At 36.1% G+C, this 13315-nt stretch carries 13 protein-coding genes, 1 tRNA gene and 1 other RNA gene; 9 read left to right on the top strand and 6 right to left on the bottom strand.

Translation table 11 applies throughout. The annotated features are described in order from the left end of the window. On the top strand, window positions 1-1932 hold the full coding sequence (locus QPL79_RS00365; RefSeq protein WP_285272803.1) for a beta-CASP ribonuclease aCPSF1: 1932 nt from the start codon (window positions 1-3) through the stop codon (window positions 1930-1932). 3 nt (window positions 1933-1935) lie between these two features. On the opposite strand, the gene QPL79_RS00360 is transcribed toward QPL79_RS00365, so the two are convergent. The 3 genes from QPL79_RS00360 to QPL79_RS00350 form a co-directional block, all read right to left on the bottom strand. Next, window positions 1936-2607: a DUF357 domain-containing protein gene (locus QPL79_RS00360; protein ID WP_285272802.1), complete on the bottom strand. Its 672-nt coding sequence runs from the start codon at window positions 2605-2607 to the stop codon at window positions 1936-1938. Between the two features lie 85 nt (window positions 2608-2692). Continuing rightward, window positions 2693-2769: transfer RNA gene (locus tag QPL79_RS00355), tRNA-Val, on the bottom strand. A 61-nt stretch (window positions 2770-2830) separates the two neighbouring features. Next, the gene (locus tag QPL79_RS00350) at window positions 2831-3382 is read right to left on the bottom strand and encodes a DUF367 family protein (protein WP_285273391.1); all 552 of its coding nucleotides are present in this window, start codon (window positions 3380-3382) and stop codon (window positions 2831-2833) included. 139 nt (window positions 3383-3521) lie between these two features. On the opposite strand from QPL79_RS00350, the gene QPL79_RS00345 reads away from it, so the two are divergent. Together QPL79_RS00345 and QPL79_RS00340 are read left to right on the top strand one after the other, a co-directional pair. After that, window positions 3522-3767 carry an Lrp/AsnC family transcriptional regulator gene (locus QPL79_RS00345; protein WP_285272801.1) on the top strand — a complete coding sequence of 82 codons (246 nt, stop codon included), beginning with the start codon at window positions 3522-3524 and terminating at the stop codon, window positions 3765-3767. 32 nt (window positions 3768-3799) lie between these two features. Then, window positions 3800-5206 carry a tRNA(Ile)(2)-agmatinylcytidine synthase gene (locus QPL79_RS00340; protein ID WP_285272800.1) on the top strand — a complete coding sequence of 469 codons (1407 nt, stop codon included), beginning with the start codon at window positions 3800-3802 and terminating at the stop codon, window positions 5204-5206. A gap of 700 nt (window positions 5207-5906) precedes the next feature. Here QPL79_RS00340 and rnpB read toward each other — a convergent pair. Both rnpB and QPL79_RS00330 read right to left on the bottom strand, forming a co-directional pair. Continuing rightward, window positions 5907-6221: RNase P RNA component (gene rnpB / locus QPL79_RS00335), an RNA gene on the bottom strand. 70 nt (window positions 6222-6291) lie between these two features. Beyond that, a complete protein-coding gene (locus QPL79_RS00330; protein ID WP_285272799.1) occupies window positions 6292-6468 on the bottom strand; it encodes a preprotein translocase subunit Sec61beta in 177 nt (58 codons plus the stop codon). Window positions 6469-6584: 116 nt separating this feature from the next. Between QPL79_RS00330 and QPL79_RS00325 the strand changes: the two genes are divergently transcribed. Together QPL79_RS00325 and QPL79_RS00320 are read left to right on the top strand one after the other, a co-directional pair. Further along, window positions 6585-6941 carry a hypothetical protein gene (locus QPL79_RS00325; RefSeq protein ID WP_285272798.1) on the top strand — a complete coding sequence of 119 codons (357 nt, stop codon included), beginning with the start codon at window positions 6585-6587 and terminating at the stop codon, window positions 6939-6941. A gap of 45 nt (window positions 6942-6986) precedes the next feature. Next, window positions 6987-7739: a phosphoglycerol geranylgeranyltransferase gene (locus tag QPL79_RS00320; RefSeq protein ID WP_285272797.1), complete on the top strand. Its 753-nt coding sequence runs from the start codon at window positions 6987-6989 to the stop codon at window positions 7737-7739. A gap of 43 nt (window positions 7740-7782) precedes the next feature. Here QPL79_RS00320 and mtnA read toward each other — a convergent pair whose 3' ends face one another. Further along, window positions 7783-8829 (bottom strand): S-methyl-5-thioribose-1-phosphate isomerase, encoded by a 1047-nt coding sequence (gene mtnA, locus QPL79_RS00315; RefSeq protein WP_285272796.1) that lies wholly within the window; start codon window positions 8827-8829, stop codon window positions 7783-7785. 95 nt (window positions 8830-8924) lie between these two features. Between mtnA and QPL79_RS00310 the strand changes: the two genes are divergently transcribed. From QPL79_RS00310 to QPL79_RS00295, 4 genes are all read left to right on the top strand, one after another. Next, a complete protein-coding gene (locus QPL79_RS00310) occupies window positions 8925-9407 on the top strand; it encodes a hypothetical protein (RefSeq protein ID WP_285272795.1) in 483 nt (160 codons plus the stop codon). Then, entirely contained in the window at window positions 9404-10711 is a 1308-nt protein-coding gene (gene hisS / locus QPL79_RS00305) for a histidine--tRNA ligase (protein ID WP_285272794.1), read from the top strand. The genes QPL79_RS00310 and hisS overlap by 4 nt, the downstream gene beginning before the upstream one ends. Further along, entirely contained in the window at window positions 10698-11630 is a 933-nt protein-coding gene (locus QPL79_RS00300; RefSeq protein WP_285272793.1) for a deoxyhypusine synthase, read from the top strand. Before hisS ends, QPL79_RS00300 begins: the two co-directional genes overlap by 14 nt. A 99-nt stretch (window positions 11631-11729) precedes the next feature. Next, window positions 11730-13313, top strand: a complete 1584-nt coding sequence (locus tag QPL79_RS00295) for a DNA topoisomerase VI subunit B (protein WP_285272792.1) — start codon at window positions 11730-11732, stop codon at window positions 13311-13313. Window positions 13314-13315: the final 2 nt, after the last annotated feature.

Raw genomic sequence — 13315 nt, 5'->3', positions numbered from 1 at the left:
ATGAGCTTTAACATAGATCTTTCATACATAAGATCAGTAATATTCAAGATGATGCCTCCAGCAGCACAGCTAACAAGACTAGAATTTGAAGGACCTGAAATAGCTGTTTATGTTAAAAACCCACAGTTTTTGCTGGAACAGGGAGATATCGTTTCCCAAATTGCTAAGCTAATAAAGAAGAGAATTGTTATTAGAACAGATCCATCAATAAGAAAACAGGGGAAAGAGGTTATAGAGTATATAAAGAGTGTTGTACCAGCTGAGGCTGGAATAGAGAGTATTGAGCTTGATGAAGTTCTTGGAGAAGTTGTGATAAAGGCTAGGAACACGCAGCTTGTGGAGGAGAAGGCTAATCAAATACTTGTTTACACTGGTTGGAGACCTAAAATAATTAGATCACCTCCCATGAGATCGAGAGTATATGAGGAGATTATGAGTGGTTATCTATCTGAAAGCGATTATAGACTAAAGTTTTTAAGGGCTTTGGGAGAGGCTATACATAGAGATGTTCTACTGGCAAAGAATGGAAGTAACTATGTAAGATTAACATTTCTTGGAGCAGCACAAGAAGTTGGTAGATCAGCTGTGCTTGTTGAAACTGCTGAAAGCAAGATTTTGCTAGATTTTGGATTGAATCCTGGAAGAGGCTTGTCTCCAAATGCCTTTCCAAGAATAGATCTCATAGGAATTGATCCAGAGGATATAGACGCTGTTATAGTAACTCATGCACACTTGGATCACGCAGGTCTTGTGCCATATCTATTTAAATATGGTTTCAATGGAGCAGTGTACATGACCGAGGCCACAAGAGATCTTACAACGCTTTTACTAAAAGACTTTTTGGAAGTAACTGAGAGAGAGGGTGTTGAGCCGCCCTTTAGCTTGAGAGATGTTGAGAAGATGCTTCTGCATACAGTAGCTCTAAAATACAATGTTGTAACGGATATAGCTCCTGACATAAGACTTACACTCTACAATGCTGGACACATACTTGGTTCTGCTATAGTCCATTTGCATATAGGCAACGGTTTTCACAACATTGTTTACACTGGTGACTTAAAATTTGGCAAAACCAGGCTGCTTGATAGAGCAGATTATGAGTTTCCACGTGTTGACACAATAATAATGGAGAGCACATATGGAGCAACTGATCAGCCAAGGAGGGAAGAGGCTGAGAATGAGCTGCTGAAAATAGTTTTGGACACATATAACAAGGGTGGAAAGGTTTTAATACCAACTCTAAGTGTTGGAAGAGCACAAGAAGTTATGGTGATACTTGCAGATGCTATGAGACAGGGGAAAATACCTAAAATACCTGTTTATATAGAGGGTATGGTTCATGAGGTTACAGCAATACATACTGCATACCCTGATTTGCTATCAAAAGACCTTGGAAAAAGACTTAGAGGTGGTGAAAACCCATTTGATTTTGAAACATTTGTTAGGTTAGAGGGGAGAGAGCCAAGAACAGAAATTGTTGAGTCTCCGCAACAAGCAATAATAATAGCATCATCTGGAATGCTTACAGGTGGACCCGCTGTAGAGTATTTTAAGCTCATGGCCCCCAATCCAAATAATAGCATGATATTTGTTAATTATCAAGTTGAGGGAACTCTGGGTAGAAGAATAAGAGATGGTGCTAGAGAAATAGCATTTGTGAATGAAAAAGGCAAAGTCGAGATTCTTAGAGTTAAAATGCAGGTGTATTCGATAGAGGGGTTTTCAGGACATTCCGATAGACATCAGCTACTTGATTATCTTAGACATGTGCAGCCAAAGCCATCAAGAATAATTCTAGTTCATGGAGAGAAAAACGCTATAGCAAGTCTAGCCAACGAGGTTGAGAAAAGAAGAAAGTTTCTAGGAATTGGAGATGCCACAGTTCTTACACCAAATCTTCTAGACTCTGTTACTTTAGCATACAACATGTGAAAATCAAATATTTTTACACCAAACTCTACACACCTTCTCCTTAATGCTTGACGAGGAGTAGCCATAAACTCTGCTACTAAGCTTAACAACCTTGGCATTTAATCCTCTTTCCCTAAGCAACTTCTCCAAAAACTCCACATCAATTTGATCAGGTCCGAGAGCAATTAAATCAGGTTTTATCTCCTCAACAGGTTTCAGAAAATCTTCTTCAGAACCTATAGAGGCTTTGTAAACATATCGAATAGAGTTAACAACAAAAGCTCTATCAACATCGCTAAATATTGGTTCATAGCCTCTAAGCCTCTTATAGCTAGAATCTCTAGACACAACAACATATAGCTTGTCACCAAGCGAAGAAGCCCACCTAAGAAACTCTACATGACCAGGGTGAATAATGTCAAAAGAGCCTGCAGCCAAAACCCTCACCTCCTTCGCTTTAACCCAAGAAAATTCAACTAAGCCCAGCTCCCTCAAAGAATCCAAAATACCCTCTGCATAAGATATTGCTACAAGACCTGTTATGCAATCACCTTTCTCAAGATAGTAGCGAGAATCTTGGTAATACCTAACAGCATTATCCAAAAGCTTTTCAGCTTCTGAATCAACTACTTTAAGTGTTTTCAAACTCTCTTTAAAATTTGCAATATAGTTGCGTAATCTTTCGCAAGGATCCATAGCAAACACTCACAAACCTTATTACATAGCTGAAAATATAAGAGTGCGTCACAACAAAAAGGTTATGCAATTTGATCTTTTTGATTGGTGGGCCCGCGGGGATTTGAACCCCGGACCTCCGCCTTGTGAGGGCGGCGTCCTACCAGACTAGACGACGGGCCCCAATCAAATTCTTTAAGAGCTGAGCTATTAAATGTTTTTAGCTTTGCAATTTAGTATTTTGCTAAGTTTCTACTACGTATTTGTGTAATAAATCAATTATTTTAATATTTTGTGAAATGCTTATGCTGAATAATTCTCTTTGAATTTGCTCTAGCTCTTCATCGGATTGAGCTAACATGTATCTTTCTATGCGATTTTTGTTTAACTCTATGAATTGCTGACCCCATTTGAATAGCGATGCTATTTTCATTGCCTCTTCATGAAAACCTGTTGTAAGTAGTGCTGCTATTAGTGCTTCTGCAGTGCTTAGTTTGAATGGTTTTCCATAGTTGATATTGTTTGCTGCTATCAATATTGGCAAAATTCTGTGATTACCCTTTCTAATTTTTCTTAGAATCTTCAAGCCTCTTTTCCATGAAACATCTATTGCTACAATACCACACTTCTCTATGTATATTCTGTCAGAAGACTTCAAATATTTGTTTGCCAAAGGATTTAGAACTATTGAACAATCTGGTATTTCGCTATACCTATGTATTTGTTTCGCAATTCCATATCTGATCAGCTTCTCAGCTGTGCATAGATTAGGATCATCTTCATGTTTCGAATATATAAATATGTTTATCGTTTATCTCACCTGTGCAACAACGTGGCTATTTCCACTAGCTTTTTGCTAAACAACAATTTTTTAATACCCATATAAAATTTATATACCTAACACATGAAAGCTTTATATTAATGTGATTTGTGCTATGCCAGAAGCGTTAATATTGATTAATACAGATGTTGGAGCCGAGGATGAGGTATTGGCAGAAATAAAGAATGTGGAAGGTGTGAAAGAAGCTTTTATAGTTTATGGAATCTATGACCTATATGCAAAAATTGAGGCAGATACCATTGAGAAGCTAAAGGATATTGTCTCATCAAAGATTAGAAAAATTCCCAAGGTTAGATCAACAATAACAATGATAATAGTGTCCACAAAAAACAATAAGTAATTAATGCATTGCTAAACACAAACGATGATGCAATGAATTATAATAGCAATATTTGTTGTGTTCACCTAGGTTTAGACGATTTTGATTTACTTAAATATGGCTGTACAACACATTTAGCCACATATGTTTTAAACGAATTGCCTAAGAAGATAGGTAACGTGTTTTTAATTGACTATCCAAATCTTGTTAGATTAAACCCTTCTATACCTTGGAAAACGCGAGGCAATGGTGCAATAGCAATAAGGTTTTGTACAAAATGCGATCAATTGGAAAATGCTGAAAATGTTTTGCTCATTGTTGAAAGCATTGTTGATAAATACATAGATTCAATGACTAAGGAATTTGATCTTGTTACACCAGATTTTGAGCCTGGACTTGTAATAGCAACAAATGTTTCAAGTGAGTTAACATGGATTTATGAAAAAGCTTTAACAGATGTTATTATATTTGATGATTATTTGAAGAAAAAGTTTGAAGAGAGAGGTATTATCTTTTCTCAAAGGTATAGTGGTCGCGGTGTTATAGGGGCTTTAGCAGCTATTGCATGGTTTTACAAGGAGGATGATTACACATACGAGCTCTTAACCTATAGATCAAAGAAATTCTATGGAACTAAAAGATGTGTTGATGAGAATAGTGTAAAAGTTTTTGACTCCATAACCAAGAATTCAACATTTAACAACTATGACTATAATGAGAAAAGAGTTTTGATAACTCCAAGAGGTTTTGACCCAGTTCTATATGGTGTTAGAGGAGAAACCCCATCAGATGTGAAAAAAGCATTGAGCATTATAAAAACATGTGAACCTGTAGTAGCTTGGACAATATTTAGAAGCAACCAGGCAACAGATGCTCATGCTATGCAAAGAAGTGTTAGTGATTTGAAACCGTTTAGAACAGGAAAAGCAAAAATTGTTATAGGTTCTAAGCCTTATCGTATAAGAGGAGGGGCAGTAATTATAAAAGCTTTTGATGGTACAGGTGAAATAGTTTTGGTATTCTTCAAACCATCTCAGTTAAATAGAATAGCAGAGAAATTAAGTGTTGGAGACCTTGTTGAGGTACAGGGACATGTGAAGAAATGGAATGAGCTTGCAGTCTTTCATGTTGAAAAAATGGTGGTGCTTAAAACATTAAGAGAATTTATATGTACATCACCAACATGTCCGCAATGTGGTTCAAAAATGAGTAAAAAAGGATTTGGTAAGGGGTACAAATGTGAAAAATGTGGGTATGTAGACTTCAACCCAAAACTTACTTGCAAAGAAAAGCCAAGGCAAGTAGAAAGCAAAATGTATTTACCTCCTCTACATGCACAAAAACACTTGATTAAACCCTTAGCGAGATATTCAAAAGAAAAGAAGTTTACACCAAGATTAGTCCAGCTAATAGCTGTTTCAGAAACAACAAATATTATCGAACCCCTTCAGTTCCTGTAGAGAACACTTTTTACCCACTTAAACAGAGACCCCACAGGTTCACTTGCTGCATATAAACATACTCAGAGGCTGATTCAAAACAGAAACACAACATAAACCATTATATATTTCAAGATAAATATAAACTGCAAAAAATAGTATTAAAGTAATATTCAAACTATTTCAAGATCATTATACAAACAATATAAAATAATTCATTGATTTATAGTTTTTGGATATTTACATCAAAATACATATGAAGTCTAGGGCTCTGACTCCTAGCTAGTAACAAATACAGATCAGCAATCAACACTTGTTTTAGTATTACTAACCCCGTTGGTTCCTGTGGAAAAGCTCTCAATAAATTAGCGAAGCTATATCAATTACTAATCAGTTAAATCCTGCACAATTTACTTTTAAGAAACCTTGTATAGCTGCTTTGAAAAATACTATATCCAAGAATGCTTGGAAGTTGTTTAGTTTTAATGTCTGTAACAGTTTCTAATACGCAATCTTCTCAGATTTTTAAAGATATGATATTCTGATGTCCTAAATATTGTCATTTAATTTAGTGTTATGTGTTTGCTTAGTCTATGTTTTCTCATGAGCTTGTAACGCTCATAAAAATTTAAACATGGTAAGCTTAGATTTAACCTCATTTTACTTCGGGGTATAGGAAAAAATTGAGAAACCACTATGAACAATGTGTAGAAGAATGGTCCCTGGCCCACAATAACCCATCTTTTGTTTTTAGCTGCATTTGGCTATAGCGGTTTCACCCCCTTCACACAGCTATTCATCGGGGTTTTTCCTTACTCCCCAGAGGATGGCCGTTTCACCACATCTGCAAACCTCATCTGCGGGTTTTCTGTCCCCTAGTTACCTAGGGGACCTCGCCGCTTCATCTTCATTGGTTTGCAGTTGTGTCGTTTCTGTGCCAGAGCCTAGGGTGTTACCCTAGCCCCTTGCGGGGCTCTGGTGCTGTGCGGAGGATGGTGTTTCCTCGGATTTGCTCCGTAGCAGCTTGTGGGCCAGGGACCTAATGGAATTTAGTTTTAAATGGTTATTATTCTTTTGTTGTCTTGTTAAAGCGATTTAGCAGTGTTTTATACTGGTGGTGGGAAAAGTTTTGTGAGAGCTATTGCAAGTATTGAAGTTGCTATTGCGATAAATAGTATAAGGTATGGATTTAGCTTAATCTGTTCTTCGACTTCCTCATAGAATCTTATTAACCCTACATAACTTGCTAAGCCAGGTCCTGCTCTTCTTCTTCTTGATGACATTATTTAGACCTCTTTCCTATTCTACCATCTGTATTTATAGCACTGTTTATAAGTTTTATAGTATGATGTTGAAGAATTGGTGAAGTAATGTAAATGATCTATGTATTGAAGATAATGTGAATAGATTTAAAAATTATGACAAATTGTTAGAGGCGTTGAGAAATAGAAGATTTGTTTTGCTAGTAGATAAAAACTCTGGTGTAACCATAAATGTTTTCAAAGGTTTTAACAAAGACTATGTAGTTTCTCCTTGCAGGCTTTGCACTTGTACAGATTTCGTGATTCACTTTATTCAAGGTAAAAGAGGGTATCCATGTTATCATGTGATAGGTTTTTACATAGCCTATAAAGAGCAGAAGATAACTAAATTAGAGCTGGATCTTAGCACAATAAAAGATATTGTGTTGGAGATAGCGTTGCAGGGATTCTCAAAAACGTTACGAAAACATTTAAGTAGTGTATTGAGAAAGTAGTATAATCATGAAAGTGTTAAGTATTAATGTGGATGGTGAAGTGTTTTGAGGTTTAGAGGCAAAGTATATGAGATGATAAGAAGTGGTGTTGATAAGGGGCTAAAACTTCACTTTACCTTAGTAGATCCTGAGAAAATAGAAAATTTGAAGGAGTTCTCAAATGCCTTAAGAAAAGTTGTTGATGCTGGTACAGATGCTATACTTGTTGGTGGTAGTCTCCAAGTTTATGTTGATGATGTTGAAAGAATTGTGAAGCTTGTTGAGGAATTCAATGTTCCATCAATACTCTTTCCAGGAAATCCAATGGGTCTTGCTAGAAATGCTGATGCAATACTATTCATATCGTTGCTTAATTCTGACGATCCATACTACATAGTTGGAGCCCATGTTACTGCAGCACCTCTTATAAAAAGAATTGGTTTAGAGGTTTTGCCTACAGGCTATATAGTTGTTGGCAATGCAAATACATCTGTAAGTGTAATTGGAAAAGCAAGGCCTTTACCCTACGACAAACCTGGAATAGGTGTAGCATATGCTTTAGCAGCAAAGTTTTTAGGCATGAAATTTGTTTATCTAGAAGCAGGGTCTGGTGCACCACAACCTGTACCACCATATTTTGTTGAAAAAGTTAAGAAAGCTATTGATGATACAATACTAATTGTTGGTGGAGGCATTAGAGATTATAGCAAGGCATTGGAAATCGTAAATGCTGGTGCAGATATAATAGTTACTGGTACTGTAGTTGAAGAGAAAATTGATGACGCAATAAAAATTATTAGCGCGATTAAGAAAAAGTAGATGGGGTAGTAAGCTGAAGAAATCTGTACTATCTAAATGAAGTTTAAAGGGAAAACAGCTTCTTTATGTTCTCTGTATAAGGTTCTGTAACAATACCTTTTTCAGTTATAATACCTGTAACCAAATCTGGTGGTGTTATATCGAATGCCGGGTTCAGCACATTAACATCCTCTATCGTTATAAGTGCTCTATTTAGAACCTTTCTAACTTCATCAGGATTTCTTTCCTCTATCTTCACCTCATCTATTCTAGATCTTAAATCAAATGTAGATGTTGGTGCAGCCACATAGAATGGTATTCCATGTCTTTTTGCAGCTATTGCGATAGTGTATGTACCTATTTTGTTTATCACATGGCCATCTCCCAAAATTCTATCTGCACCAACAATAACCTTGTTAACAAGTTTTCTATACATAACATATCCAACCATGTTATCTGTTATTAGGGTTACAGGTATGCCCTCTTTTCTCAATTCCCAAACCGTTAGTCTAGCACCTTGCAAAACAGGTCTTGTCTCTGTAGCTATAACACTAATTCTTTTTCCCTTGTACCACGCAACTCTAATTACTGCAAGTGCTGTTCCAAAAGCTGCTGTAGCTAATGCACCTGCATTGCAATGTGTTAGAATAGTGTCTCCATCTTCTATAAGCTTTTCACCAATTTCACCAATTTTTATATTTGTTTCAATATCTTCATTGTAAATCTTTAAAGCCTCATTGACAATAGCTTTTCTCAACTCATCTCCATTGCTATACTCTTTCATCACAACTTTTCTCATTCTCTCCAAGGCCCAGAAAAGGTTGTAGGCTGTTGGCCTTGTTCTGCTAAGTCTTTCAATAGCCTTTACAGCAAGCAATCTTAGTTTAGAAACATCATTTATATCAGCATTAACAACTGCAGCTGCTACCGCAAATGCTGCTGCCACACCAATTGCTGGAGCACCTCTAATCTCCATAGATTCTATAGCTTTCGCAACACGTTCATAATCACTACTCTCCTCGTAAACCTCCTGATGAGGTAAAAGATTAGTGTTAAGCCACTTAACACCCTTTCCAGTCCACTCAATAGCCTTAACCTTTATTGGATACATTTAAAACACCTCAAATAATGAAACAAAAACCTTTTTATTAAAGTAACTATGCTACTTAGTATTAAACTTATCTAGACTAGGTGTCAGCATCTTCAATGGGTTCCAAGAAAAAGACTATACTAAAGATATTAGCTGATGGTAGAATTGTTGTAGAAGAACCCGAAGCTGGTAAGCAAATTGACCCAGCATTAGCGTTTTATTTGATATATAATAATGTGGCTGATGTGGTAAATGAAAATAATGTGAAGATTGGTTTTGATGAGTTTATTAAAAGAATTCAAAGCAGTGTAAACACATCAATATTTCTTGTATTAATGGATTTGCTGAAAAGAGGCAAAAAGGTTTCAATGGGTGTTTCTAAGAATGAGCTTGTACTTGTTGATGAAAAAACAAGAATACTTGTTCTCGATGAAGATGCTGTAATAAATGTTGAGAATCTTTATAACACTGTTGATAGAGCTATTAAGCAGGGATATAAACTAGTTATAGCTGTTGTTGATATGTATGGTGATGTAACGTATTACGAGGTTTCAAAAATGAGTTTTCCAAAAATTGAAAGAAGTGGTGAATTCATTTGAGGGATTTGTTAGAGCCTATAAGAGGCTTCAAAGATTATACACCACCTGAAAGCGAGGCAATCACATGGATTTGTGACAACTTTAAAGAAGTTGCTAAATCATTTGGCTATAAAGAAGTTAAAACACCTACAGTAGAAAACTTTAAGTTGTTTGCACTAAAGTCTGGTGAGGAAATAAGAAATTCTATGTATGTTTTTAAAGATAAGGGAGATCGTGAAGTTGCTTTAAGACCAGAGGTTACGCCAAGTGTTGTAAGGGTTTATCTAAAAGAGCTAAGGTCTTGGCCAAAGCCAATAAGATTGTTTTACATAGCAAATGTGTTTAGATATGATGAACCTCAGTATGGTAGATACAGAGAATTTACCCAGGCCGGTGTGGAGATTCTTGGAGGAGATGATATTTACTATGACATTGAGTTGATAGAGCTTCTAGAAGAGTTTTACAGTAGAATAGGTTTAAGCAAAAGAATTTACAAGGTAAACAATGTTGCATTGTTTAAGAAAATTGCTAAACTAGCTAATTTTAGTGATGAAGAAACGGAAAGAATGTTGCACTTACTTGATAAGGGCATGTTTAGAGAAGCTGCAAGTTTGTTTGATTTAAAAGGCTTTGCAAAGTATAGTGAGCTAGTAATGTTCTTGGCTACTGCACATAGAGAAGGGCTTGGAATGAACAGCATAATTTCAAAGCTTATTGAAATGGGTATTTACAAAGAGTTAGAAAATGATGTAACGTTGTTAACAAAATACGTTGATTTTCTAAAGAGCATTGGTGTTAATGTTGTTGTTGACCCTGGGTTTGCCAGGGGAATAGCATACTACACAAATATCATATTTGAAGTGCAAGTACCTGGAATGGCCATTAGCATTGCTGGAGGTGGAAGATACAATAATCTTACAGTAGTTTATGGAGGTGAGGAGCTATCCTCAACAGGTTTTGCAATAGGTGTTGAAAGAACATTGCTAGCTTTACAAAATCTTGGCATAGACTTGAAAACTATGTTGCATAGGCGTTCTGTTCTCTTTTTATTGTTGGATGAATCAATTATAGAAAGTGGTTTTGTAAGGGCTTTGCTAAAGGAATTGAGAGGTAAAGGTATTGTAACCCAGCTTGAAGTGTCCTCACCAAGTAGGATGAGTAGGTGGCTTGAATACGCATCTAAAATGGGGTTTGACTATGTTGCTATAATTGGAAAAAGAGAGTTTGAGAAGAAAAGTGTTGTTGTTAGAAACTTGAGGAAGTGGAGCCAAGTAGAAGTGGATTTGAAACAACTTGTTGAGGTAATAGAACATGGAGTTGCATGAAGTTGAAGAACCTTTTCTGTTAAAAGATATGAAGGTAGAGGATCTAATTAGTATATATGGAAAAATACATGGTTTTATGGCTTCACATCTATTTGATGCTATAAACATTGTTAAGGAAGTTAGAGACAAATGCGATATTAGAATAATTTCGTTTACAGGAAACATTGTGGCTACAGGTGCAAGAAGCATTATAGCTCAGCTCATTAAAGAGAAGATATTCAATGTTGTAATAACAACCTGTGGTGCTGTAGATCATGATATTGCGAAAAGTTTTGGTGGCAAATATTTAAAGGGCTTTTTTGATGCAGATGATGTGGAGTTGTATAAGAAGGGTATGCACAGACTTGGAAATGTGTTTATACCTGTTGATAGCTATGGGCCACTTATAGAAAAGGTTGTTCACAAATTCTTACATGAAATAGTGTCTCAATATGGTTTGAAAGCATTTGGTGTAAGAGAAATTCTTTATGAAATTGGAAAAAGAATATATGACGAAAAGTCAATTCTTAGAAATGCCGCACTTTCAAATACACCAATATATGTTCCAGGGTTTCTTGACGGTGCTTTTGGAACAGCTCTTCTAACCTTTTCACAATTCAATAAGTTTAACATTGATGTGTTTAAGGATGAGAAAGAACTTGCAGATATTGTTTTTCATGCAAATTGCATTGGAGCTTTAATAATTGGTGGTGGAATAAGCAAGCATCACACATTGTGGTGGGCTCAATTTCATGGAGGTTTAGATTACGCAATATACATAACCACAGCTACTGAATGGGATGGGTCATTGAGTGGTGCAAGACCCAAAGAAGCTATTACATGGGGTAAGCTGAAGGAAAAAGCAAAGAATGTTGTTGTTTATGCAGATGCAACACTGGTGTTACCTATAATAGCTTATGCAGCTATTTTTCTAAAGTAGTGTTCAATTCTTCTTCTACATATCTTTAATATTATTGCTTATATTTTCTTCCATTAGAATTTAGAGTATTAGGGTGTGTATTAGAGGCGCAAGATGGTAATGAGTACAGCAGAGAAGTTTAGAAGCATAAGCCCTGCAGAGTTTTTCTATCGAAATAAGGAGATAGCTGGTTTTGCAAATCCCGCAAGAGCATTGTATCAATCTGTTAGAGAACTTGTTGAAAATGCTTTAGATGCAACAGATTCTCATGGGATTTTACCAGAAATCTCAATATCAATAGATAGAGATCCTAACAAAACCTATGTCTATAGGATAACTGTTAAAGACAATGGAATTGGTGTTCCAGAAAACTATGTTCCAGATGCTTTTGGAAGAGTTCTTTTCAGCTCAAAATATGTCTTGAGGCAAACAAGAGGGCTTTTCGGTCTTGGAGCAAAAATGGTTATTTTATATGGTCAAATAACTGTTGGAGAACCTGCAGAAATAGTGTCTGCAACGATAAACTCGAAAAAGATTTACAAATACAAAATAATGATAGATATTAAGGAGAACAAGCCTATTGTGCTTGAGAAGAGCTGGTGGCCAAATAAAACCAGTTGGCATGGAACTATTGTAAAAGTTGCTATTGAGGGTGATTGGGGCAAGGCTAGACAAAAAGTTTTGGAGTATGTTAAGAGAACAGCTATAGTCACTCCCTATGCAAATATAGTTTTTAGAACTCCCGATGGAGAGATAAAGATTTATCAAAGAGTTGTCGATAAACTACCACCACCACCAAGGGAAACAAAGCCACATCCACATGGAATAGATCTTGAGATGCTAAAAGCAATGATTAGTGAAACAAAGACACAAACACTTCTAGACTTTCTCTCGGAAGAGTTTCAAGGTGTTGGCAGGGTTTTGGCTGAAAGATTTATTACTAAAAATAATTTTGATCCAAATGCAAATCCCAAGACGTTATCAAAAGATGATTTAGAAAAGCTTGTTAGAGCATTAAAGGAGTTTAACGAATTTAGAAAGCCTAGATCTGACCATCTTTCGCCAATAGGATCAGATCTTATAAAAATTGGGTTGAGTTCAATTCTAAAACCAGAATTTGTTGATGCTATTACAAGAAAGCCTATTGTTTACGAGGGACACTCCATGATAGTTGAGGTTGGCATTGCTTATGGAGGTGCTATAGAGCCTGTTGAAGAACCTTTGCTATTGAGATTTGCAAACAAGATACCGCTTCTGTATGATGAGAAAAGTGATGTTGCTTGGAAAGTGGTATCAGAAAATATTGACTGGGGTTATTACGACATAGTTTTTCCAGCACCAATAGCTATTCTTGTTCATGTTTGCGGCACTAAAATACCGTATAAGGGTGTTGGTAAAGAAAGTATTGCTGAGGTTCCCATATTGGAGAATGAGATTGAGGAGGGTGTTAGACATGTTGCAAGATCTCTAAAGCTTTATTTAGCTAGGAAACAAAAAGAGGAGGAGGCAGCTAGAAAAGCAATAACATTGATTAAATACATTCCAGAAATTGCTAGCGCCTTAGTGGTATTTGCAAAAAGCAATCCTGAACCAGTTAATGTGGAGACTTTGGAGTCAAAGCTTTTTGAATTAGTCAAGAACAGGTTTAGAGATAGCTTAAAGAATATTTCATCGCCAAGAGACGTTGTTTTATCAGTTGAATGATG

This window comes from Ignisphaera cupida (assembly GCF_030186535.1).
Taxonomy (GTDB): Archaea; Thermoproteota; Thermoprotei_A; order Sulfolobales; family Ignisphaeraceae; genus Ignisphaera; species Ignisphaera cupida.
Note: the sequence above shows the minus strand (reverse complement) of the source record. Positions and strands in the feature narration are given on the sequence as shown.